Annotated in this window: 21 protein-coding genes; 5 read left to right on the forward strand and 16 right to left on the reverse strand. The window is 55.6% G+C overall.

Features of this window, described 5'->3' with window-relative positions:
- Positions 1-251 precede the first annotated feature (251 nt).
- On the reverse strand, positions 252-4,139 hold the full coding sequence (gene purL / locus ACG0Z5_RS09740) for a phosphoribosylformylglycinamidine synthase (RefSeq protein WP_394446806.1): 3,888 nt from the start codon (positions 4,137-4,139) through the stop codon (positions 252-254).
- Between the two features lie 256 nt (positions 4,140-4,395).
- Between purL and mltF the strand changes: the two genes are divergently transcribed.
- Positions 4,396-5,943, forward strand: coding sequence for a membrane-bound lytic murein transglycosylase MltF (mltF, locus tag ACG0Z5_RS09745; protein ID WP_394446808.1), 1,548 nt, complete (start codon positions 4,396-4,398; stop codon positions 5,941-5,943).
- On the opposite strand, the gene tadA is transcribed toward mltF, so the two are convergent.
- Both tadA and yfhb read right to left on the reverse strand, forming a co-directional pair.
- Positions 5,937-6,470: a tRNA adenosine(34) deaminase TadA gene (tadA, locus tag ACG0Z5_RS09750; protein ID WP_319627974.1), complete on the reverse strand. Its 534-nt coding sequence runs from the start codon at positions 6,468-6,470 to the stop codon at positions 5,937-5,939. The genes mltF and tadA overlap by 7 nt on opposite strands.
- Before the next feature lie 20 nt (positions 6,471-6,490).
- The gene (gene yfhb, locus ACG0Z5_RS09755; RefSeq protein ID WP_394446811.1) at positions 6,491-7,126 is read right to left on the reverse strand and encodes a phosphatidylglycerophosphatase C; all 636 of its coding nucleotides are present in this window, start codon (positions 7,124-7,126) and stop codon (positions 6,491-6,493) included.
- Between the two features lie 258 nt (positions 7,127-7,384).
- Here yfhb and ACG0Z5_RS09760 point away from each other — a divergent pair, with 258 nt between their 5' ends.
- Together ACG0Z5_RS09760 and ACG0Z5_RS09765 are read left to right on the forward strand one after the other, a co-directional pair.
- Entirely contained in the window at positions 7,385-8,233 is an 849-nt protein-coding gene (locus ACG0Z5_RS09760) for a MurR/RpiR family transcriptional regulator (protein ID WP_394446813.1), read from the forward strand.
- A 56-nt stretch (positions 8,234-8,289) separates the two neighbouring features.
- Positions 8,290-8,550 (forward strand): YfhL family 4Fe-4S dicluster ferredoxin, encoded by a 261-nt coding sequence (locus tag ACG0Z5_RS09765; RefSeq protein ID WP_394446815.1) that lies wholly within the window; start codon positions 8,290-8,292, stop codon positions 8,548-8,550.
- Between the two features lie 11 nt (positions 8,551-8,561).
- Here the strand turns inward: ACG0Z5_RS09765 and acpS are convergent, their stop codons facing one another.
- The 12 genes from acpS to ACG0Z5_RS09825 form a co-directional block, all read right to left on the reverse strand.
- On the reverse strand, positions 8,562-8,942 hold the full coding sequence (gene acpS, locus ACG0Z5_RS09770) for a holo-ACP synthase (RefSeq protein ID WP_394446817.1): 381 nt from the start codon (positions 8,940-8,942) through the stop codon (positions 8,562-8,564).
- Positions 8,942-9,673: a pyridoxine 5'-phosphate synthase gene (gene pdxJ, locus ACG0Z5_RS09775; RefSeq protein WP_394446819.1), complete on the reverse strand. Its 732-nt coding sequence runs from the start codon at positions 9,671-9,673 to the stop codon at positions 8,942-8,944. Before pdxJ ends, acpS begins: the two co-directional genes overlap by 1 nt.
- A gap of 39 nt (positions 9,674-9,712) precedes the next feature.
- Positions 9,713-10,423 carry a DNA repair protein RecO gene (recO, locus tag ACG0Z5_RS09780; RefSeq protein ID WP_319785600.1) on the reverse strand — a complete coding sequence of 237 codons (711 nt, stop codon included), beginning with the start codon at positions 10,421-10,423 and terminating at the stop codon, positions 9,713-9,715.
- 132 nt (positions 10,424-10,555) lie between these two features.
- Positions 10,556-11,461: a GTPase Era gene (gene era / locus ACG0Z5_RS09785; RefSeq protein ID WP_394446822.1), complete on the reverse strand. Its 906-nt coding sequence runs from the start codon at positions 11,459-11,461 to the stop codon at positions 10,556-10,558.
- Positions 11,458-12,138: a ribonuclease III gene (gene rnc, locus ACG0Z5_RS09790; RefSeq protein ID WP_159760801.1), complete on the reverse strand. Its 681-nt coding sequence runs from the start codon at positions 12,136-12,138 to the stop codon at positions 11,458-11,460. Before rnc ends, era begins: the two co-directional genes overlap by 4 nt.
- Positions 12,139-12,359: 221 nt before the next feature.
- Complete coding sequence (gene lepB / locus ACG0Z5_RS09795) at positions 12,360-13,334, reverse strand: signal peptidase I (RefSeq protein WP_319627964.1); 975 nt, start codon at positions 13,332-13,334, stop codon at positions 12,360-12,362.
- A 16-nt stretch (positions 13,335-13,350) separates the two neighbouring features.
- Entirely contained in the window at positions 13,351-15,150 is a 1,800-nt protein-coding gene (gene lepA / locus ACG0Z5_RS09800; RefSeq protein ID WP_394446825.1) for a translation elongation factor 4, read from the reverse strand.
- A gap of 184 nt (positions 15,151-15,334) precedes the next feature.
- The gene (gene rseC, locus ACG0Z5_RS09805; protein ID WP_394446827.1) at positions 15,335-15,814 is read right to left on the reverse strand and encodes a SoxR-reducing system protein RseC; all 480 of its coding nucleotides are present in this window, start codon (positions 15,812-15,814) and stop codon (positions 15,335-15,337) included.
- Positions 15,811-16,764, reverse strand: coding sequence for a sigma-E factor regulatory protein RseB (rseB, locus tag ACG0Z5_RS09810; protein WP_394446829.1), 954 nt, complete (start codon positions 16,762-16,764; stop codon positions 15,811-15,813). The genes rseC and rseB overlap by 4 nt, the downstream gene beginning before the upstream one ends.
- Positions 16,764-17,420 (reverse strand): anti-sigma-E factor RseA, encoded by a 657-nt coding sequence (rseA, locus tag ACG0Z5_RS09815; RefSeq protein ID WP_394446831.1) that lies wholly within the window; start codon positions 17,418-17,420, stop codon positions 16,764-16,766. Before rseA ends, rseB begins: the two co-directional genes overlap by 1 nt.
- 31 nt (positions 17,421-17,451) lie before the next feature.
- The gene (gene rpoE, locus ACG0Z5_RS09820; protein WP_319627959.1) at positions 17,452-18,027 is read right to left on the reverse strand and encodes an RNA polymerase sigma factor RpoE; all 576 of its coding nucleotides are present in this window, start codon (positions 18,025-18,027) and stop codon (positions 17,452-17,454) included.
- A gap of 162 nt (positions 18,028-18,189) precedes the next feature.
- Positions 18,190-18,366: a hypothetical protein gene (locus ACG0Z5_RS09825; protein WP_394446833.1), complete on the reverse strand. Its 177-nt coding sequence runs from the start codon at positions 18,364-18,366 to the stop codon at positions 18,190-18,192.
- Between the two features lie 87 nt (positions 18,367-18,453).
- Here ACG0Z5_RS09825 and nadB point away from each other — a divergent pair, with 87 nt between their 5' ends.
- Positions 18,454-20,073: an L-aspartate oxidase gene (gene nadB / locus ACG0Z5_RS09830; protein ID WP_394446835.1), complete on the forward strand. Its 1,620-nt coding sequence runs from the start codon at positions 18,454-18,456 to the stop codon at positions 20,071-20,073.
- Here nadB and trmN read toward each other — a convergent pair.
- Positions 20,058-20,795, reverse strand: coding sequence for a tRNA(1)(Val) (adenine(37)-N(6))-methyltransferase TrmN (gene trmN / locus ACG0Z5_RS09835; protein ID WP_394446837.1), 738 nt, complete (start codon positions 20,793-20,795; stop codon positions 20,058-20,060). The genes nadB and trmN overlap by 16 nt on opposite strands.
- 133 nt (positions 20,796-20,928) lie before the next feature.
- On the opposite strand from trmN, the gene srmB reads away from it, so the two are divergent.
- Positions 20,929-22,269 (forward strand): ATP-dependent RNA helicase SrmB, encoded by a 1,341-nt coding sequence (gene srmB / locus ACG0Z5_RS09840; RefSeq protein WP_319627956.1) that lies wholly within the window; start codon positions 20,929-20,931, stop codon positions 22,267-22,269.
- The last annotated feature ends 112 nt before the right edge of the window (positions 22,270-22,381 follow it).

Raw genomic sequence — 22,381 nt, forward strand, 5'->3', positions numbered from 1 at the left:
TGTAGTTATTAACAGCCTGGGTTGATGTGCGTGTTTTTTCATCACACTGTCGCCATAAAGAGACGCATTCGAAGCGGTAAACCAGAACCCGATAAATATCATCAACATAAATGTCACCTTTTGGCGACACCTGAAAACCACGTCTGTCGCCATTTTCCGACACTGTTGTTGCCCGGCGTCACAAAGTTGCCCGGCGTCACAAATAAAAAAGCCTTCCTTTAACAGGAAGGCTTTACAGCGTGCGGGAAAAATTAACCCAGCTGTTTACGCGCGTTGCGGAAGATGCGCATCCACGGGCTGTCCTCGCCCCAGTTTTCCGGGTGCCAGGAGTTGGCCACCGTGCGGAACACGCGTTCCGGGTGCGGCATCATCAGGGTGACACGCCCGCTTTCGCTGGTCACAGCGGTGATACCGTTCGGGGAACCGTTCGGGTTCGCCGGGTAGTTCTGCGTCACGTTGCCGAAGTGGTCAACGAAGCGCAGCGCCACCAGCCCTTTGCTTTCAAGCTGTGCCAGATGGGCGCCGTCACGGACTTCCACCCGGCCTTCGCCGTGGGACACCGCGATTGGCATCTGCGACCCGACCATCCCCTGCAACAGCAGCGACGGGCTCTGCGTGACCTCCACCAGGCTGAAACGCGCTTCAAAACGGTCAGAATGGTTACGCACGAAGCGTGGCCACAGGCTGCTGCCCGGGATCAGGTCACGCAGATTGGACATCATCTGACAGCCGTTACACACGCCCAGCGCCAGGGTCTGTGGACGATGGAAGAAGGTTTCAAACTCATCGCGTACGCGTTCGTTGAACAGAATCGATTTCGCCCAGCCCTCGCCCGCGCCCAGCACGTCGCCGTATGAGAAGCCACCGCAGGCCACCAGCGCCTGGAAATCGTCCAGCCCGGTACGACCGGCAAGCAGGTCGCTCATGTGGACGTCGATGGCATCGAAGCCCGCACGATGGAACGCCGCAGCCATTTCAACGTGAGAGTTCACGCCCTGCTCACGCAGGACCGCCACTTTCGGACGGGCACCTTTGGCAATATACGGTGCGGCAACGTCCTCGTTGATGTCGAAGGTGAGCTTCACGTTGAGGCCCGGATCGTTGTCGTTGCGCTTGGCTTCGTGTTCCTGATCGGCACACTCCGGGTTATCGCGCAGACGCTGCATCTGCCAGGTCGTTTCCGCCCACCACATACGCAGCGTGGTACGGCTTTCGCTGTATACCGAATGACTGCCAGCGGTGATGACGAAGCGATCGCCCTCGGTGGCTTTGCCGAGGAAATGCACGCATTCGCTCAGACCATGGGTGGCGAAAATGCTTTCGACCCCTTCGCGGTCCTCGGCGCGAATCTGAATCACGCCGCCCAGCTCTTCGTTAAACAGCGCGGCGAGTTTGTCTTCACCCAGCGCGGCGATGTCCACTTCCACGCCACAGTGGCCGGTGAAGGCCATTTCAGCCAGGGTGACCAGCAGGCCACCGTCGGAGCGGTCATGCCAGGCCAACAGTTTACGTTCGGCTACCAGCACCTGCATCGCATCCCAGAAGCCTTTCAGCTGTTCAACGCTGCGCACGTCTGCGGTTTTGTCGCCGAGCTGGCGGTAAACCTGCGCCAGCGCCGTGGCGCCCAGCGCGTTGTGGCCTTTACCAAGGTCAATTAACAGCAAGGCGTTGTCTTCGGTCGAAAGCTGTGGGGTGACGGTGCGACGCACGTCTTCCACACGGGCAAAGGCCGAGATCACCAGCGACAGCGGGGAGGTCATTTCGCGCTGCTCACTGCCTTCCTGCCAGCGGGTTTTCATCGACATCGAGTCTTTCCCGACCGGAATGGTCAGACCCAGCGCCGGACACAGCTCTTCACCGATGGCTTTCACCGCCGCGTACAGGCCCGCGTCTTCACCCGGGTGCCCTGCCGCCGCCATCCAGTTTGCCGACAGCTTGATACGTTTGAGATCGCCGACCTGGGTGCCAACGATATTGGTCAGCGCTTCACCGACCGCCAGACGGGCTGACGCCGCGAAGTCGAGCAGCGCAACCGGGGCACGTTCGCCAATCGCCATCGCTTCGCCATAGTAGCTGTCGAGGCTGGCGGTGGTGACCGCGCAGTTAGCCACCGGGATCTGCCACGGGCCGACCATTTGATCGCGGGCGACCATGCCGGTTACCGTACGGTCACCGATGGTCACAAGGAAGGTTTTCTCTGCCACCGTTGGCAGATGCAGTACGCGATTCACCGCTTCCGCGATGGTGATGTCCTGACGGTCCAGCGCATCGCCAGTGGCGTTCAGCGTGGCGACATCCCGGGTCATCTTCGGCGTTTTGCCGAGCAGCACATCCAGCGGCAGGTCGATAGGCTGGTTGTCGAAATGGGTGTCGCTCAGGCTCAGATGCATCTCTTCTGTCGCGTCACCAATCACCGCGTACGGGGCGCGCTCACGACGGCACAGCTCGTCAAACAGCGGCAGCTGTTCAGCGGCCACGGCGAGCACATAGCGCTCCTGAGATTCGTTACACCAGATTTCCAGCGGGCTCATGCCTGGTTCATCGCTGAGGATATCGCGCAGGTTGAAGCGACCACCGCGTCCGCCATCGCTCACCAGCTCCGGCATGGCGTTGGATAAACCGCCCGCGCCCACGTCATGGATGAACAGGATCGGGTTGGCGTCGCCAAGCTGCCAGCAACGGTCAATAACTTCCTGGCAGCGGCGTTCCATTTCCGGGTTGTCGCGCTGAACGGAGGCAAAATCCAGATCGGCATCAGACTGGCCGGACGCCATGGAGGAGGCCGCCCCGCCGCCGAGACCGATATTCATCGCCGGGCCACCGAGGACAATCAGCTTCGCGCCAACGTTGATCTCGCCTTTCTGCACATGATCGGCGCGAATGTTGCCGATCCCACCCGCCAGCATAATCGGCTTGTGGTAGCCACGCAGCTCTTCGCCGTTATGGCTGTTCACTTTCTCTTCGTAGGTACGGAAGTAGCCGTTCAGCGCCGGGCGACCAAATTCGTTGTTGAACGCCGCGCCGCCCAGTGGGCCGTCGGTCATGATATCCAGCGCGGTGACGATGCGATCAGGTTTGCCGAAATCTTCTTCCCACGGCTGTTCAAAGCCGGGGATCCGCAGGTTGGAAACGGAGAAGCCCACCAGCCCGGCTTTCGGCTTCGCGCCGCGCCCGGTGGCACCTTCATCACGGATTTCGCCGCCGGAACCGGTGGCGGCACCCGGCCACGGAGAGATGGCGGTCGGGTGGTTATGGGTTTCGACCTTCATCAGAATATGCGCGGCTTCCTGGTGGAAGTCGTAGCGCTTGCCGTCATGGGAGGCATAGAAGCGTCCCACTTCCGAGCCTTCCATTACCGCAGCGTTGTCTTTATAGGCCGACAGTACGTGTTCAGGGTTTTTCTCGAAGGTATTCTTGATCATCTTGAACAGCGACTTCGGCTGCTGTTCGCCATCAATAACCCAGTCGGCGTTGAAAATCTTGTGACGGCAGTGTTCTGAGTTCGCCTGCGCGAACATGTACAGCTCGATGTCGTTCGGGTTGCGGTTAAGCTTAGTGAACGCCTCGTGCAGATAATCGATTTCATCTTCCGCCAGCGCCAGGCCGAGACGCTGATTGGCCTCCACCAGCGCCTGACGCCCTTGTCCCAGCAGGTCGACGCTGGCAACCGGGGTCGGTTGATGATGGGCAAACAGGTTTTCCGCATCCTGTAGCGCACCAAAGACGGTTTCCATCATGCGGTCGTGCAGCTCTGCCGCGACCAGGCTCCATTGAGCGTCGGTCAAGGTGGAGGCGTCAACGTAATACGCTACGCCGCGCTCGAGGCGGTCAATCTGGGCCAGGCCGCAGTTGTGGGCGATGTCAGTTGCTTTTGAAGACCAGGGGGAGATGGTGCCAGGACGGGGGGTGACGAGCAGTAATTTTCCGGCGGGGGTATGGCTGTTGAGGCTTGGGCCATACTCCAGCAAGCGAGCCAGTCGGGCATGTTCCTCGTCTGAAAGCGGCGCGTTCAGACTCGCGAAGTGCACGTACTCGGCATAGATGTTGCTGACCGGAAGGTTGGCTGCCTGAAAGCGTGCCAGCAGTTTAGTAATACGAAATGCAGACAGTGCAGGCGAACCACGCAGAATTTCCATCATAAGTCTCTCGTCTTCTGGGTTTCAGTGTGCGCAATGGCGGAAAACGGGCGCCATTATAGAGGATCCTGAGCAGCGACGTAACCGTTTGCGTCAAAATAAAATCGCCGCTGCGTTTTACCAACCGATGCGGCCAATCGCATGAATAGGTTGCCAACTGTCGCTTGTTTAAGCAAAATGCCGCTCATTCTGTAGTGCCCCTAAACTTTAACATGGTAACTATTGCCTGAGATCGCTCTCGTCACAGAGAATTAACTAATTGAAAAAATTAAAGATTAATTATCTGTTTATTGGCATTGTCACCCTGCTACTGGCAGCGGCGCTATGGCCTTCTGTTCCCTGGTTCAGTAAACCAGAGAACCGCATCGCCGCCATTCAGGCGCGCGGTGAGCTGCGCGTCAGTACCGTGGTCTCTCCCCTGACGTTCGCCAACATCCATGAAAAAGATTACGGACTCGACTACGAACTGGCTCAGCAGTTCGCCAACTACCTTGGCGTTAAGCTGAAAGTCACCGTTCGCCAGAACATCAGCCAGTTGTTTGATGACCTCGACAATGGTCGCGCCGATATGCTGGCCGCCGGGCTGGTGTACAACAGCGAACGCGTCAAAACCTATCAGGCCGGACCAGCCTACTATTCGGTTTCGCAGCAGTTGGTGTACCGCAAAGGGAGCCTGCGCCCGCGCTCGCTGGATAACCTCACCGCCCAACAGCTGACCATTGCGCCGGGGCACGTGGCGATTAACGACCTGCAGGCGCTGAAAGCAACAAAGTACCCGGATCTGAACTGGACCGTCGACGATAAGCGCGGCAGCGTGGAGTTGATGGAAGACGTTATCGACGGCAAGCTTGATTACACCATTGCCGACTCGGTGGCGATCAGCCTGTTCCAGCGCGTACATCCGGAGCTGGCAGTGGCACTGGATATTACCGATGAACAGCCGGTGACCTGGTTCAGCCTGAAGGACAGCGATAACACCCTGCCCGCAGCAATGCTCGATTTCTTTAATAACATTAATGAAGACGGCACCCTGGCGCGACTGGAAGAGAAGTATCTCGGCCACGGCGACGATTTCGATTATTTCGATACCCGCACCTTCCTGCGAGCCGTGGATAACATGCTGCCCGACCTACAGCCGCTGTTCCAGAAATACGCCAGCGAAATTGACTGGCGTCTGCTGGCGGCGATCGCGTGGCAGGAATCGCACTGGGATCCGCTGGCAACCTCGCCCACCGGGGTCCGCGGCATGATGATGCTCACCAAAAATACCGCCCAAAGCCTTGGCCTTACTGACAGGACCGACGCCGAACAGAGCGTTAGCGGCGGGATGCGCTATCTGCAGGACATGATGGATAAGGTGCCAGATACGGTGCCAAAAGAAGAGAAAATCTGGTTTGCGCTGGCGGCGTACAACATGGGCTATGCCCATATGCTCGATGCCCGGGCGTTAACCGCCAAGCAGAAAGGCAACCCGGACAGCTGGGCGGACGTAAAGCAGCGTCTGCCACTGCTCAGTCAGAAACCCTACTACACGCGCCTGACCTACGGTTACGCACGTGGGCATGAAGCCTACGCCTATGTGGAAAACATCCGTAAATATCAGATAAGCCTGGTGGGGTATCTGCTGGAGAAAGAAAAGAAAGAGGCGCTGGAGCGGGAGTATGCGCAGGATTACCCTGCGGTCAGGCCGGGCGAGTTAAATCATACCAGCCTCGGCGTGCTGCCGTTTATCTCGCTGCACACCGAGCGCAGCGGTCAAATTGAAGTGAAATACCCGAATACGTTGGTGGATATTCTGCGTCACTGAGGCTGGGCGGCACGCTTGAGGGCCTTTTTCTGCTCGCGGCGATGCCGGAAGAAATCGCTTAGCATCGACGAACAGCTTTCCGCGAGCACGCCTTCGGTAATCTCTACCCTGTGATTCATGCCCGGATGATGCAGGACGTCAATCAGTGAGCCAGCCGCCCCCGTTTTCGCATCCCGCGCACCAAACACCAGTTGACCAATCCGGCTATGCACCATCGCCCCGGCGCACATAACGCACGGCTCAAGGGTGACATACAGCGTGGTGTCGATTAAACGGTAGTTCTGCAACACCAACCCGCCCTGACGCAGGGCCATAATTTCAGCATGGGCGGTCGGATCATGACGCCCAATCGGTCGGTTCCAGCCTTCGCCAATAACCTGATTCTGATGAACCAGCACCGCACCGACCGGCACCTCCCCTTCATCCCAGGCACGCTGGGCGAGAGTTAGCGCGTGACGCATCCAGTGTTCGTGGTTCAATTCATTGTCAGACACAGCGGCTACTCCGGTAGAAAAAGCGGGGCGCATTATACACAGCGGGGCAGACTTTATTCCAGCTGTTGCAGTTCCCCGCCTGGCGTAACCCGCCAACGGTGCTGGCAGAAATAGAGCAGCGGGTTGTCCTGATTGCTGTCGCTGTAGCCGCTGTACAGCCGCAGCGGCGTGCCGATTTTTTTCTCCAACTGCGCCACTTTTTCATGACCCAGACAACGCAGCGTCAACACCCAGCCGCCATACCGGCGCTCGGTCATGCTGGCAATGAGATTCACGCGCGGCAGCCACGGCGTGTCGACGTACACCTGCTCCACCAGCGATTTTGGCGAACCGGTGATAAGCCAGACGTCGGCATCAGAGCTGGTCAGATATTCCGTGAGGCGCTGGTGCACCACCGGGAAAGTGGTCACATGTCCACGGAACCATTGCACAAACTGCGCTTCGATGGCCTTGAGACGTGCTTCACTGTGCCCGAAGGTGGCGGCCCAGAGCAGCAGGCTCATCGGCCAACGCGCCGCCCGGCCTTTCACCAGCAGCGCCACGCCAATCACCGGCAGCACAGGGAGCACCAACAGCGCGTTGAGCGGATTGTGGCGCAACAGATAGCGTAAAAAGCTGCCAAACATATCCTGCTGATGCAGCGTGCCATCCAGGTCAAAAAACACTACCCGACGCGAATTACTTACCAAACTGTTCTCCTTAAAAGGTGAGCGCGTGTGAGTCATTCCTGTCAACAAGCCTAACAGCCATAACCTCACATTTCCAAAAACGATACTGATTGCGCCTTTCCCTTAGGATGCAGACAGCGTATCCTTTTGATTAGAATGATGAATCGGCTAAGAATGCAGCACATTTTCCTACACTTCCGATAGTGCTTGCTTCACAATCCCCTATAATCAAAGACAAATTTCTGACAGGCGGCCGCCAAAAAGCCCTCTGGAGAACCCATGAACTGTTTGATTCGCATCCGTCAGCGCTACTCTGGTCTCGCGCAAAGTGACAAAAAACTGGCGGATTTTATCCTGAACCAGCCAGACGAGGCACGCCATCTCAGCTCTCAACAGTTAGCGAGCCTGGCGGGTGTCAGCCAGTCCAGCGTGGTGAAGTTCGCCCAGAAGCTGGGATTTAAGGGATTTCCAGCGCTGAAACTGGCGCTGAGCGAGGCGCTGGCCAGCAATCCTCATCCGCAGTCGGTGCCAGTACATAATCAGATCCGCGGCGACGATCCGCTGCGCCTGGTGGGCGAGAAGCTCATTAAGGACAACGTGTCGGCGATGCACGCCTCGCTCGATGTGAATACCGAAGACAAGTTGCGGGAAAGCATCGGTCTGCTGCGCAGCGCGCGCCGCATTGTGGTGACCGGGATTGGTGCATCGGGTCTGGTGGCGCAAAACTTCAGTTGGAAGTTGATGAAGATTGGCTTTAACGCCGTCGCCGAGCAGGATATGCACGCCCTGCTCGCCACCGTGCAGGCGATGACCTCGGACGATTTGCTGCTGGCTATCTCATATTCCGGGGAACGACGCGAAATCAATCTGGCGGCAGACGAGACGCTGCGGGTCGGCGGCAAGATTCTGGCGATCACCGGCTTCTCACCTAACGCGTTACAGCAACGGGCCAGCCATTGCCTGTATACCATTGCCGAAGAACTGGCGACGCGCAGCGCGGCCATTTCCTCCACCAGCGCACAGATGATGCTCACCGATTTACTGTTTATGGGGCTGGTGCAGCAGGATCTGGAACATGCCCCAGACCGGATTCGCCACAGTGAGGCGCTGGTGAAAAAACTGGTGTGAGTAAGGAATGAGCGTATAATGCCCGCCCTGTTTGTGTTGTTTCTGAGAATTTCCTTATGGCGCTGTTAATTACCAAAAAATGCATCAATTGCGATATGTGCGAACCGGAATGCCCTAACGAGGCGATTTCGATGGGCGACAGCATTTATGAGATTAACAGTGACCGCTGCACAGAGTGTGTCGGCCATTACGAGACGCCGACCTGCCAGAGTGTGTGCCCCATCCCGAACACCATCATTCACGATCCTGAGCACCTCGAAAGCCAGGAGCAGCTGTGGGATAAGTTCGTCCAGCTGCACCATTCAGACAAAATCTAGTCTGACAAAATCTAGCTTTCCATGATAACCGTTGCGCAAGCGTAATGACGTTCATCCGCCAGCGTGACGTGGATGTGCGTGACGCCCATCTGCGCCGCCAGGTCGCTCGCCGCGCCCCATAGCCGTAACTTCGGTTTGCCCAGTTCATCGTTGTAAACTTCAAACTGTTCAAACGCCAGGCCATTACGAATGCCAGTGCCGAGCGCTTTGGACGCCGCCTCTTTTACCGCAAAGCGTTTGGCCAGAAAACGCACCGGCTGCTGGTGCGTTTCCCAGATTTTCCACTCGTAATCGCTCAGCACCCGGCGGGCCAGGCGATCGCCGCTGCGGGCGATCACCGCGTCTATACGGGTAATCTCAACGATATCGGTGCCGATACCGACGATAGCCATTAGCTGCGCGCTTCCTGCATCAGACGTTTCATTTCCGCCACGGCCTCTTTCAGGCCGCTCATGACGGCACGACCGATAATCGCGTGACCGATATTCAACTCGTGCATTTCAGGCAGCGCGGCAATGGCTTTGACGTTGTGGTAGGTCAGCCCGTGCCCGGCGTTCACCTTCAGGCCGAGGCTTGCGGCATAGGTCGCCGCTTGGGCGATACGCTCCAGCTCTTTAGCCTGCTGGGCTTCGCTTTCTGCGTCAGCATAGCAGCCGGTGTGAATTTCGATGTACGGCGCACCGACGTCAGCTGCCGCTTTGATCTGCTCGCGATCGGCATCAATAAACAGAGAAACGAGGATCCCGGCGTCCGCCAGACGTTTGCAGGCATCACGCATTTTGTCGAGCTGACCCGCCACATCCAGCCCGCCTTCGGTGGTGACTTCTTGACGCTTTTCCGGCACAAGGCAGCAGAAATGCGGTTTTGTGTCACAAGCAATCGCCAGCATCTCTTCGGTGACGGCCATTTCCAGATTCATGCGGGTATCAAGGGTCTGGCGAAGAATACGCACGTCGCGGTCGGTGATGTGACGACGATCTTCGCGCAGATGCACGGTGATGCCGTCAGCACCAGCCTGCTCGGCGATGAAGGCCGCCTGAACCGGATCGGGATACGCCGTGCCGCGCGCGTTGCGCAGAGTCGCGATATGGTCAATGTTGACGCCTAACAGTAATTCAGCCATGACAATCCTCGTTATTGATTCTGGTTCTGTGTGTATTCTTCAACCGCGCTTCGGCACAAACTGCCGGAACAGTTCGCGGCTTTTTAGCGGCTTTCCGCCAAGATAAGGTTTAAGCGCCATGCGGGTGAAGCGCTTGGCCGCCCGCAGGGCATCCGCATCGGGAAATTCCCGGCTGGCAAGCGCTTTTAAATGGTGCCCGGTAAACGTGTTGTTATCAATGACCACGCTCGCGATAAATCCTTTTTCTTCACGATAGCGGTAGGTCATGGTGTCATCCACCGGCTCACCGCTGCCCGCACAGTGCAGAAAATCGACGCCGTATCCCAGATGGGCCAGCAGCGCCAGTTCAAAACGGCGCAACGCCGGCTCTGGCGTTCCGGTTACTCCGGCCAGCGTCTGGAGACAGTGCAGATAATCGAAGAAGAGTTCGGAGAAACGAGTTTCGTTTTCCAGCACGCGAGAAAGGAGTTCGTTGACGTAGAGACCGCTGTAGAGCGCGATACCGCTGAGCGGGAGTGCCAGGGAAACGGCTTCGGCGCTGCGCAGCGTTTTAACGTCGCCACGGCCACCAAACCGGACCAGCAAGGGAGTAAAGGGCTGAAGCGCACCTTTGAGATTTGAACGTTTGGAACGTGCGCCTTTAGCCACAAGGCGCACGCGGCCCGACTCTTCCGTGAAGACGTCCAGCATCAGACTGGTTTCGCTCCAGGGACGACTATGCAGGACAAAAGCGCGCTGCCAGCCTTCCATTCTTATTGATACTCAATGGATTTCATGTTGCAGGAAGGCGGCAAGCCTGAGAATCCCTGGGAACATAGATAACTATGTGACCAGGGTGAGCATGCGCAGCCAACGCCCCTGCGGCGTGAAAGACGACGAGTATTAGAGATCGTCGACATAACCGAGACTGCGTAACGCACGCTCGTCATCGGCCCAACCGGATTTCACTTTCACCCACAGCTCAAGATGGACAGCAGCTTCAAACATCTCCTGCATATCTTTACGGGCTTCAATACCGATGGTTTTGATTTTGGAGCCTTTGTTGCCGATAACCATTTTCTTCTGACCTTCGCGCTCGACGAGGATCAGACCGTGAATGTCATATCCGCCGCGTTCGTTGGTCTGGAAGCGTTCGATTTCTACCGTAACGGAATACGGCAGTTCGGCCCCCAGGAAACGCATCAGTTTTTCACGAATGATTTCGGATGCCATGAAACGCTGTGAACGGTCGGTAATGTAATCTTCCGGGAAGTGATGCGTCGCTTCCGGCAGGTGCTTGCGCACGATGCCCGCCACGGTATCGACATTGAAGCCAGTTTCCGCAGAGATTGGCACGATATCGAGGAAGTTCATCTGGCTGCCCAGGAACTGCAGATGCGGCAGCAGGTCCGCTTTTTCCTGAACGTTGTCCACCTTATTGACCGCAAGGATAACCGGGGCACGACCACCACGGAGCTTGTTGAGCACCATTTCGTCGTCAGCGGTCCAGCGCGTGCCTTCCACCACAAAGATGATCAGCTCTACGTCACCGATGGAGCTGCTCGCCGCTTTGTTCATCAGGCGGTTAATCGCGCGCTTTTCTTCCATATGCAGGCCCGGGGTATCGACGTAAATCGCCTGATGTGCCCCTTCGGTATGGATCCCCACAATGCGGTGACGTGTGGTCTGCGCTTTGCGAGAGGTAATGGAAATCTTCTGCCCAAGCAGATTATTTAGCAGGGTAGATTTGCCAACGTTGGGGCGTCCAACGATGGCGATAAATCCGCAGTAAGTCTTTTCGTCGCTCATTCCAGCTCCAGTTTTTTCAGCGCCTGTTCGGCGGCAGCCTGCTCCGCCTTGCGACGGCTGGAACCTGTGCCAACTACGGGTTCACTCAGGCCACTGACCTGGCAGTGGATAGTAAATTCCTGATCGTGGGCTTCGCCACGCACCTGCACAACCAGATAAGAAGGCAGCGGCAAATGACGACCCTGTAAATATTCCTGCAAACGTGTTTTCGGATCTTTTTGCTTATCGCCTGGGCTGATTTCATCCAGTCGGGTCTGATACCAGCTCAGGATCAGCCTTTCGACATTCTGAATATCGCTATCGAGAAACACGCCACCAATCAGCGCTTCAACGGTATCCGCCAGAATGGATTCACGGCGGAAGCCACCGCTTTTCAGTTCACCAGGGCCAAGGCGCAGACATTCACCCAGTTCAAATTCACGGGCGATTTCAGCCAGCGTGTTACCCCGCACAAGCGTGGCGCGCATCCGGCTCATATCACCTTCGTCCACGCGTGGGAAACGGTGATACAGCGCGTTGGCAATGACGTAACTTAAAATGGAATCACCCAGGAACTCGAGACGCTCATTATGTTTACTGCTCGCGCTTCGATGGGTTAACGCCTGCTGTAAAAGATCCTGATGTTGAAAAGTGTAGCCCAGCTTCCGTTGAAGCCGATTAATTACGATGGGGTTCATGTGTTACCAATAGATGAATGCGTCAATAATGCAGCACACGAAACCGACCTGAAATAGCCAACGCGGTTTCGTGTGCCGTGGATCCCTGATGGGTACCAACCTAAAACTTCGGGGGGACATTCTATACGCAACGACGAGTGATGTCGTTAGCTGCGAGGCATTTATGTCGGAAATAATTTATGCCGCCCTTATATCGGGGCGGCATAAATATAATTCAGGAATTAATGGATCCCACCGATACGACTTAAGCGTACGCCGGTCGGCCATTCGCCTTCCTGTTTTTCGAAGCTCATCCAGATGCCAACCGCTTTTCCGACCAGATTCGCTTCCGGGACAAAGCCCCAATAGCGGCTGTCGGCGCTGTTATCACGGTTATCACCCATCATGAAGTAGTGGCCTGGCGGAACAATCCACGTCGCCAGCTGCTGGCCCTGCTGATGGTAGTACATCCCCAGTTGGTCCTGAGCAATCGGCACGGTCAGAATACGGTGAGTGACATCGCCAAGCGTTTCTTTTCGCTCATTCAGACGCACGCCGTTGTCTTTGCTCTCGCCTTTCGGCAATTGCCAGAATCCGCTGGTCGCTTCACCACCGTTACGACGGGCAAAGGTCTGCACGAAATCGCTCGGCTCAACGTTGGAGTAAGTCACCGGCAGCGCGTTGCCACAGGCCTGACCAGAACTGCAGTTCGGCTGAATGGTCACTTCTTTGGCGATAGGGTCATAAGAGACTTTATCGCCCGGCAAACCTACCGCACGCTTGATGTAATCCAGACGTGGATCTTGCGGATATTTAAAGACCACCACATCACCGCGTTTCGGGTGACCGGTTTCAATTAACGTGTTCTGATAAATCGGGTCTTTAATTCCGTAGGCAAATTTCTCTACCAGAATAAAGTCACCGATCAGCAGCGTAGGCATCATTGATCCGGATGGGATCTGGAACGGTTCGTAGATAAACGAACGTACAATCAGCACGATAGCCAGCACGGGGAATACGGATGCCCCGGTTTCCAGCCAGCCCGGTTTCGGACCGACTTTCTTCAACGTCTTTTTATCCAGTGTTTCGCCCGCTGCAACCTGTGCAGCGGCCTGACGTTCACGGCGTTTTGGTGCGAAAATAAATTTGTCCACGCACCATAAAATCCCTGTCACCAGGGTCGCAATGACCAGGATCAGGGCAAACATGTTCGCCATGCCAACTCCTTAATGGTTATTTACCGTCTTTACCAACATGCAGAATGGCAAGGAAAGCTTCCTGAGGCAGCTCAACGTTACCCACCTGTTTCATGCGTTTTTTACCGTCTTTCTGTTTCTGCAGCAGCTTTTTCTTACGGCTAACGTCGCCGCCGTAGCACTTGGCCAGAACGTTTTTACGCAGCTGTTTCACGGTGGAACGGGCAATGATGTGGTTGCCAATAGCGGCCTGAATCGCGATATCAAACTGCTGACGCGGGATCAGTTCTTTCATTTTCTCAACTAATTCACGACCGCGATATGGCGCATTATCGTTGTGAGTGATCAGAGCCAGCGCATCAACACGCTCGCCGTTGATCAGCACATCGACACGTACCATGTTGGACGCCTGGAAGCGCTTGAAGTTGTAATCCAGTGACGCATAGCCACGGGAAGTAGACTTCAGACGATCGAAGAAGTCGAGAACCACTTCGGCCATTGGGATTTCATAGGTCAGCGCCACCTGGTTACCGTGGTAAACCATGTTGGTCTGCACGCCGCGTTTTTCGATACACAGCGTGATGACGTTGCCGAGGAACTCCTGCGGCAGCAGCATATGACACTCGGCGATCGGCTCACGCAGTTCGTCGATGTTATTCAGAGGCGGCAGCTTGGATGGGCTGTCGACGTAGATAACTTCTTTGTTGGTGGTCTGCACTTCATAGACCACGGTTGGTGCGGTGGTGATGAGGTCAAGATCGTATTCACGCTCCAGACGTTCCTGGATGATTTCCATGTGCAGCAGACCGAGGAAACCACAGCGGAAACCGAAGCCCAGCGCCGTTGAACTTTCTGGTTCGTAGAACAGGGAGGCATCGTTGAGGCTCAGTTTGCCCAGCGCGTCACGGAAGTTCTCGTAGTCATCGGAGCTTACCGGGAACAGACCGGCATAAACCTGTGGCTTCACTTTCTTAAAGCCAGGCAATGCGGTGTCAGCCGGGTTACGCGCCAGGGTCAGCGTATCGCCTACCGGTGCGCCCAAAATATCTTTAATCGCGCAGACCAGCCAGCCTACTTCGCCGCAGTTAAGCTCGGTACGGTCGATCTGTTTCGGGGTAAAGATGCCCAGTCGGTCAGCGTTATAGGTCTGACCGGTGCTCATCACTTTAACTTTATCGCCTTTGCGAAGGGTGCCGTTTTTCACGCGGATAAGCGACACCACGCCCAGGTAGTTATCAAACCAGGAGTCGATGATCAACGCCTGAAGCGGAGCTTCCGGGTCGCCCTGTGGCGCAGGGATATCACGCACCAGACGCTCTAATACATCCGGTACGCCTACGCCGGTTTTGGCGGAGCAGCGAACTGCATCAACGGCATCAATACCGACGATATCTTCGATTTCTTCCGCCACGCGCTCAGGATCGGCCGCTGGCAGGTCAATTTTGTTCAGAACCGGAACCACTTCCAGGTCCATTTCCATCGCGGTGTAGCAGTTCGCCAGGGTCTGTGCTTCTACGCCCTGCCCGGCATCAACCACCAGCAGTGCGCCTTCACAGGCAGCCAGAGAACGGGAAACTTCATAAGAGAAGTCAACGTGGCCCGGGGTGTCGATGAAATTCAGCTGATAGGTTTGACCGTCGGTCGCTTTGTAATCCAGGGTCACGCTCTGCGCTTTAATGGTAATCCCGCGTTCACGTTCCAGATCCATGGAGTCGAGAACCTGAGCAGCCATTTCACGATCGGACAGACCCCCACAAATCTGGATGATACGGTCAGACAGCGTCGATTTGCCGTGGTCAATGTGAGCGATGATCGAAAAGTTACGTATATTCTTCATATTAGAGTTAATTATGCCTTACGAATTCCTGGAGGCCGCGGGTCTGCGCCTGACGTTTTATCGTTCGAAAACGCCGCATTCTACACTACATCTCCGTCGCCAGGAAATGCTCTTCCGGCAAGCTTAGCGGTTAGTTGAGGGGAGATCCTGCTGGAGATGTAAATAAAGATAAAAGCCAGCGTATTTACTGGCTCAGTTCAGAAGAGGATGTCTCTACACGCAGCAGATCGGGCGGAAGGCCGACGCTAATAATCACCGGTTGCCACGCCTCTCGGGAAGCCAGTTTGGGTGATAAACCGCGGGCAACCAGGAAGCCGCCCACTCCGCCGAGAACACCACCGGCAAAGGCCGCCAGGTCGCTGCCGAATAGCAGCTGAAAAAGAGCGGCTATCACGAACAGACCAAACAGCGGCGTCATGTAAACCAGCATGGCGGAGGTCAACAGACTGCCTTCGCTGATCCCCAGCTCGACTTTCTGCCCAACCACCAGCGGTTCTGCGCTGGGTACACTAATAGTATGTTCGGTCTGTGGCCCTAATTTATTGAGCACCCGACTGCCGCAGCCTGCGCGCGAGGCGCAGCTACTGCAGGAGGCTTTAACATCACAGCTCACCCGTGCGAGACCGTCTTGCCAGGAGATAACCGTGGCCCACTCTTTAATCATTGTGCTGCCTTGAACTTGATGCTGTCTGCGACGCGTTTTGCCGTCGGCGGCGGCAATTCGCCTACCACGGTGATTTCCGCGTTATCGCGAACTGACGTGCTGACCGTTCTGCGCCCGGTACGCAACACCTGCTCACTGCTGTTGGCAGTCGCATGGTTGACGTTGACCGAGAAACTGAACAGCCCGTCGGAATAAAGGCGTGACTCCACTGGCGTATCAATCGTCGGCAGCGAGCGACGGCTTCCGGCCACTTCAACAAAACCTTGTGGTAGCCAGCTTGGCAACCAGTTGAAATTAACTTTATCACCGCCCGGCACCGACAACAGCGGCGGGAGGTTGGCCGTCGAGAGCGTCTGCATGTTGCTGCTCACCTGATCGCTGACGTTGAACGCAACGACGCGGAACTGCTCAAGCGTTTCGCCATCCCTGTCCAGCAGATCGACGCGCATCGGCAGTTTGGTTTCCGAATCCAGCCAGGCAATATAGCTGTAGCGGGTACCGTCTCGCGCGACAACGCGAATCACCTCACACAGGCGGTCGGCAATGCGGGTGCGGCCTACAGAAATGAAGTCGTAGTACGGCGCGAGGCGCTTGAAGTCGGTATAGACCAAGGATGGCAGTGAATCGACGATGTAATCGCCGTTCAGCGTAAAGGGATCGAGACCGGGTTCGAAATAGCTGATTTCATTTCCGCGCTGGACGACTTCACGGCGCGGACCGTCCATCTGCAGCAGTTGCGCCAGGGCCTGATTATTCAGACGCGCGTGGCGATAACGTAGTGACTCTACGCCCTGCTTGTTGATGCTGACGAACGACAGCTCATAGTTCAGAGACTGGCTGGCCAGATTCATCTGCTGCAACAACGCCCCGGACGATACATCAGCCGAGGCGTTGGCGGAGAAGAACAGGCTACCAGCCACAAGTGACATGGCACACCAAAGTTGCTTCATTACTGCGATTGCGTTCCTAACGTTTGATATCCCGGCACCTGAACAGCGGCTTGCTGAGTCTGGGCTTGTTCAAACTGAAGCTGTTCGGAATGGAGACGGCGCTGCAGCTCGTAATCCTGCAACATCGCATTGATACGACGACGCTGCTCCTGGACCTGCTGTTGCTGGCCTGCTGCACCCGTTGCGTTAGCATCGGCAGGAACACCCAGGCTAACCGGGCTGGCTTTACCCATCATCGGCAGTGTGTTGAACACCGGCGTTTCAGGCTGCTGGGTTGCATCAGTTTGTCCATTATACTGCTGGACGCCCACGATCACGGCTAGCGATACGCAAGCTGCGACACCCATTTGCGTCAGAGAGCTCGCCCACGGGCGAACCTTCTTCCAGAATGGCATATTCTGCCACTGGTGCGGTGCGGGTTGAGCTTCAGGGATAAGCGGCGTCGCCAGGCGAACAGGTTCATTCTCAATGGCGGCCATCACGCGAGCTGAGATATCAAAATTGAGAGTCGGCGCCGTCTCACCACGCATTGTATCGCGGATAAGGTGGTAGCTTTCCCAAGCTTTTTGCATCTCAGTGGAGTGAGTCAGCTCGTTGAGCAACTCGTTATCCAGCGTTTCACCATCCATTAAGGCGGAAAGTTTTTCTTTCTGCATGCCTAATACCTTTTCCAGTATTCCGCTATCGTCAACGCCTGATAAGCGGTTGAACTTTATTATCAATAGCTTCTCGTGCACGGAATATGCGCGAGCGAACCGTACCCACCGGACAATCCATGATAGCGGCTATCTCTTCATAGCTCAGGCCATCCAACTCCCGTAACGTGATTGCCATGCGTAAATCTTCCGGGAGAGACTCAATGGTACGGAACACTATCTGTCTCAGTTCTTCTGACAACATTAAGTTCTCAGGGTTCGAAATTTCTTTCAGCGCACCGCCACTTTCGTAATTTTCTGCTTCAATCGCATCAACATCACTCGCTGGCGGGCGGCGCCCCTGAGCAACCAGGTAATTTTTCGCCGTGTTCACAGCGATACGGTAGAGCCAGGTATAGAAAGCACTATCTCCCCGGAATGAATCCAGCGCGCGATAGGCCTTAATAAAAGACTCTTGTACTACGTCAGGCACATCGCCAGACGGCACGTAACGGGAAACCAGGCTCGCCACTTTATGCTGATAGCGTATCACCAGCAGGTTAAAGGCCTTCTGATCTCCCTTCTGGACCCGTTCGACAAGGACCTGATCCGGTAACTGCTCGCTCATCCGAGGTAATGTCTCCTCAAACCTTATTCCCATGCGTAATCAAAACGCCACTTCCACACACTGCACTATGAGCAAGCATCAGCTTAGAGTGGACGATTTATGTAAAGTTCAGTTACGCCTTTGCTTTTTGTTGAACGCGGATAGACAGTTCATTATCACTCATTATAAGTCTACCACTGCTAAATGAAGTGTCAGGCACGCAATAAACGGCTGAAATCTTTTTGCAGAGTACCGTAACGCAAGGTTTTTTTCATCATAAAATCTGAAGCTAACGATCTGCTTCGCAATAATTTTCATGGATTGACAAACCGCCACTCTCCCCGCCATCTGTTTAGCCATTACAACCCACCTGAAAAAAATTCGTGCTAATACGCACATTCCGGTGCTACATTGCCTGAACCTTGTTTAGTAAATTAAACACAGATTATGACAACGACACCTGACCTTTCCTGTGATGTGCTCATCGTCGGTAGCGGCGCTGCCGGTTTATCCCTTGCGCTGCGCCTGGCCGAACACAGTTCCGTTATCGTACTGAGTAAAGGCCCTATTAGCGAAGGCTCGACGTTTTACGCACAGGGCGGCATTGCCGCCGTGTTTGACGAAACGGACAGTATCGAATCCCATGTGGAAGATACTCTGATCGCGGGTGCTGGCCTGTGCGACCGCCACGCGGTGTCGTTTGTCGCCAGCAACGCACGACCGTGCGTACAGTGGCTTATTGATCAGGGCGTGCTGTTTGATACCGAAGTTCAGGCCAACGGCGAAGCCAGCTATCATCTGACGCGTGAAGGCGGACACAGCCATCGGCGCATTCTCCATGCCGCCGATGCGACCGGGAAAGAAGTCGAAACTACGCTGGTCGGCAAAGCGTTAAATCATCCCAATATTCGGGTGCTCGAACGCAGCAATGCCGTGGATCTCATCGTCTCGGATAAGATTGGCCTGCCCGGCACCCGCCGCGTAGTCGGCGCCTGGATCTGGAACCGTAATAAAGAAGCCGTCGAAACCTGCGCGGCAAAATCCGTGGTGCTGGCTACCGGCGGTGCGTCGAAGGTATATCAGTACACGACCAACCCGGATATCTCTTCCGGTGACGGCATTGCGATGGCCTGGCGCGCGGGCTGTAGGATAGCCAATCTGGAATTTAATCAGTTCCACCCTACCGCGCTCTATCATCCGCAGGCGCGTAATTTCTTGCTGACCGAAGCCCTGCGCGGTGAAGGTGCGTATCTTAAACGCCCGGACGGTTCGCGCTTTATGCCCGATTTCGACGAACGGGGTGAACTGGCTCCGCGTGATATCGTCGCCCGTGCTATCGATCATGAAATGAAACGTCTTGGCGTGGACTGCATGTATCTCGATATCAGTCATAAGCCTGAAACCTTTATTCGTCAGCACTTCCCGATGATTCACGAAAAGCTGCTTGGTCTGGGCATCGATCTGACGAAAGAGCCGGTGCCTATCGTGCCCGCTGCCCATTACACCTGCGGAGGCGTGATGGTCGATGACTTCGGCAGAACCGATGTCGATGGGCTGTATGCAATCGGTGAGGTGAGTTATACCGGCCTCCACGGCGCTAACCGCATGGCATCCAACTCACTGCTGGAGTGTCTGGTTTATGGCTGGTCGGCAGCGGAGGATATTAAGAAGCGGATGCCGTATGCCCGCGAGATCAGCACCCTACCCGCCTGGGATGAAAGCCGGGTAGATAATCCTGATGAACTGGTCGTCATTCAGCACAACTGGCACGAGCTGAGACTCTTTATGTGGGACTATGTCGGGATCGTGCGCACCACCAAACGCCTGGAGCGGGCGCTGCGACGAATTACGCTCCTACAACAGGAGCTGGACGAGTACTACTCCCGTTTCCGGGTATCCAATAATCTGCTTGAGCTGCGTAATCTGGTGCAGGTGGCGGAGCTGATCGTCCGGTGCGCCATGATGCGTAAAGAGAGTCGCGGCCTGCACTACACCCTGGATTATCCGGATCAGCTGGAAAACTCAGGGCCTTCGGTGCTCTCGCCGCTAACTCACATGAATAAATAGAACGCCTGGGTCAGCGCCGTGTAACCTTCGGAATATTGCTGCTCTGGCCCACGAATAGTCAGCCTGTCGCTAAAACACTCGCCAGCACGCGGAGAAAAAGCCAACAGTACTCGATGCGGCGGACGCAGATCGGTTTCCGCTACATCGGTACGTAACCGCAGATGCCAGCCCATCGACAGCGCCTGTTCGCTGAACGCATTGCCGATATCTTCAGGCAAAACCACGCAGAAAAAACCCTCTTCGGTTATTGCACTGGCCGCACAGTTCAGTAGCGTCACATGATCGAGCGTCGTAGTGTATCGCGCCTGTTCACGCGCGGGTGTGGCGCATTCCACGCCCTGCGCATAATAAGGTGGATTGCTGATAATCAAATCATAACGACTATTGGCTTCCACCAGCCACTGCCCCACATCCGCAGTATGAATTTGAATGCGATTGGTCCACGGCGATTCCGCCACGTTTTCGGCTGCCTGTTCTGCAGCATCGGCGTCCAGCTCAACGGCATCAATCACTACCGTACTTTCCGTGCGCTGCGCTAACATAAGCGCCAGCAGCCCACTGCCAGTGCCAATATCCAGGATCCGTTTTACCCGGGCTATCGGTGCCCACGCACCGAGCAGGATCCCATCGGTACCGACTTTCATGGCACACCTGTCGTGGGCGACGAAAAATTGCTTGAACGTAAATCCGTTGCGACGAAGCACGGATGCTGGCTGACTCATCTTCAACAACCTTTTTCCTGAAAAATCCCCTGAGCGTCGGGTATTGCACAATACCCGAGAACAGATAGCCATACAAACAGATGAAGATTGCAGCCATAACGTCTATAATCAGCGGCCCACACAGAGGTAGAACATGACTGTAACGACTTTTTCCGAACTAGAACTCGACGATAGCCTACTGGAAGCACTCCAGGAGAAAGGCTTCACACGCCCGACCGCCATTCAGGCCGCTGCGATCCCGCCTGCGCTCGATGGCCGTGATGTCCTCGGTTCTGCGCCGACAGGCACCGGTAAAACGGCGGCATATTTGCTGCCAGCGTTGCAGCACTTGCTCGACTTCCCGCGCAAAAAATCTGGCCCACCGCGAATTTTGATTCTTACCCCAACGCGCGAACTGGCGATGCAGGTAGCGGATCACGCTCGAGAGCTTGCGAAAAACACCCATCTGGACATCGCCACCATCACCGGCGGCGTGGCCTACATGAACCACGCCGAAGTCTTTAGCGAAAACCAGGACATCGTGGTAGCGACCACCGGACGTTTGCTGCAATACATCAAAGAAGAGAACTTCGACTGCCGCGCGGTTGAAACGCTGATCCTTGATGAAGCGGACCGGATGCTGGATATGGGCTTCGCCCAGGATATCGAAACCATTGCCGGTGAAACCCGCTGGCGTAAGCAGACCATGCTGTTCTCTGCCACTCTGGAAGGCGATGCGATCAAAGATTTCTCCGATCGCCTGCTGCAAGAACCGGTTGAAGTCTCAGCGGATCCGTCCACTCGCGAGCGTAAGAAAATCCATCAGTGGTACTATCGTGCTGATGATGTCGAGCATAAAACCGCGCTGCTTATCCATCTGCTGCAACAGGATGACGCCACCCGCTCTATCGTTTTTGTACGTAAGCGCGAGCGCGTGCATGAACTGGCAGGCTGGCTGCGTGAGAAAGGCATCAACAACTGCTATCTCGAAGGCGAGATGGTTCAGGCTAAGCGTAACGAAGCCATTATCCGCCTGACAGACGGTCGCGTGAATGTGCTGGTTGCCACCGATGTTGCCGCGCGCGGCATCGACATTCCGGATGTCAGCCATGTCTTTAACTTCGATATGCCACGCAGCGGTGATACCTATCTGCACCGTATCGGGCGTACTGGCCGTGCCGGACGCAAAGGCATCGCGATTTCGTTAGTCGAAGCCCATGATCATCTACTGTTGAGCAAAATTGGCCGCTATGTAGATGAACCGCTAAAAGCGCGTGTGATTGATGAACTGCGTCCGAAAACGCGCGTTCCGAGCGAGAAGCTGAAAGGCAAACCCTCGAAGAAGGTGTTGGCTAAACGCGAAGAGAAGAAAAAAGCAGAGAAAGAAAAACCACGCGTGAAGAATCGTCATCGCGATGCCAAAAACATTGGCAAACGTCGTAAGCCGAGCGCAGCTGAAACCGCAGCGACCGAGAAGAAGACCTCAGAAGAGTAAAAAAAGAAAAGCCGGGAAAATCCCTAATGCCGATCGTTTAAGGATCGGTTGACCGATCCGGTGGCTGGTGTAAAAAGGGTTCATGCTTATCATGGACCCTTTTTAAATGGAA

The sequence above is a fragment of the Scandinavium sp. M-37 genome (assembly GCF_043558715.1).
Classification (GTDB): Bacteria; Pseudomonadota; Gammaproteobacteria; order Enterobacterales; family Enterobacteriaceae; genus Scandinavium; species Scandinavium vulneris_A.

What these genes read in the sequence shown, in the direction of transcription:
- pdxJ (WP_394446819.1), bottom strand. Translation starts at nt 9,673, where the DNA reads ATGGCTGAATTACTGTTAGGCGTCAACATTGACCATATCGCGACTCTG.
- rseB (WP_394446829.1), bottom strand. Translation starts at nt 16,764, where the DNA reads ATGAAGCAACTTTGGTGTGCCATGTCACTTGTGGCTGGTAGCCTGTTC.
- acpS (WP_394446817.1), bottom strand. Translation starts at nt 8,942, where the DNA reads ATGGCTATCGTCGGTATCGGCACCGATATCGTTGAGATTACCCGTATA.
- rseC (WP_394446827.1), bottom strand. Translation starts at nt 15,814, where the DNA reads ATGATTAAAGAGTGGGCCACGGTTATCTCCTGGCAAGACGGTCTCGCA.
- srmB (WP_319627956.1), top strand. Translation starts at nt 20,929, where the DNA reads ATGACTGTAACGACTTTTTCCGAACTAGAACTCGACGATAGCCTACTG.
- nadB (WP_394446835.1), top strand. Translation starts at nt 18,454, where the DNA reads ATGACAACGACACCTGACCTTTCCTGTGATGTGCTCATCGTCGGTAGC.
- rseA (WP_394446831.1), bottom strand. Translation starts at nt 17,420, where the DNA reads ATGCAGAAAGAAAAACTTTCCGCCTTAATGGATGGTGAAACGCTGGAT.
- purL (WP_394446806.1), bottom strand. Translation starts at nt 4,139, where the DNA reads ATGATGGAAATTCTGCGTGGTTCGCCTGCACTGTCTGCATTTCGTATT.
- rpoE (WP_319627959.1), bottom strand. Translation starts at nt 18,027, where the DNA reads ATGAGCGAGCAGTTACCGGATCAGGTCCTTGTCGAACGGGTCCAGAAG.
- ACG0Z5_RS09825 (WP_394446833.1), bottom strand. Translation starts at nt 18,366, where the DNA reads ATGGCTAAACAGATGGCGGGGAGAGTGGCGGTTTGTCAATCCATGAAA.
- lepB (WP_319627964.1), bottom strand. Translation starts at nt 13,334, where the DNA reads ATGGCGAACATGTTTGCCCTGATCCTGGTCATTGCGACCCTGGTGACA.
- ACG0Z5_RS09765 (WP_394446815.1), top strand. Translation starts at nt 8,290, where the DNA reads ATGGCGCTGTTAATTACCAAAAAATGCATCAATTGCGATATGTGCGAA.
- recO (WP_319785600.1), bottom strand. Translation starts at nt 10,423, where the DNA reads ATGGAAGGCTGGCAGCGCGCTTTTGTCCTGCATAGTCGTCCCTGGAGC.
- trmN (WP_394446837.1), bottom strand. Translation starts at nt 20,795, where the DNA reads ATGAGTCAGCCAGCATCCGTGCTTCGTCGCAACGGATTTACGTTCAAG.
- tadA (WP_319627974.1), bottom strand. Translation starts at nt 6,470, where the DNA reads ATGCGCCCCGCTTTTTCTACCGGAGTAGCCGCTGTGTCTGACAATGAA.
- lepA (WP_394446825.1), bottom strand. Translation starts at nt 15,150, where the DNA reads ATGAAGAATATACGTAACTTTTCGATCATCGCTCACATTGACCACGGC.
- era (WP_394446822.1), bottom strand. Translation starts at nt 11,461, where the DNA reads ATGAGCGACGAAAAGACTTACTGCGGATTTATCGCCATCGTTGGACGC.
- rnc (WP_159760801.1), bottom strand. Translation starts at nt 12,138, where the DNA reads ATGAACCCCATCGTAATTAATCGGCTTCAACGGAAGCTGGGCTACACT.
- ACG0Z5_RS09760 (WP_394446813.1), top strand. Translation starts at nt 7,385, where the DNA reads ATGAACTGTTTGATTCGCATCCGTCAGCGCTACTCTGGTCTCGCGCAA.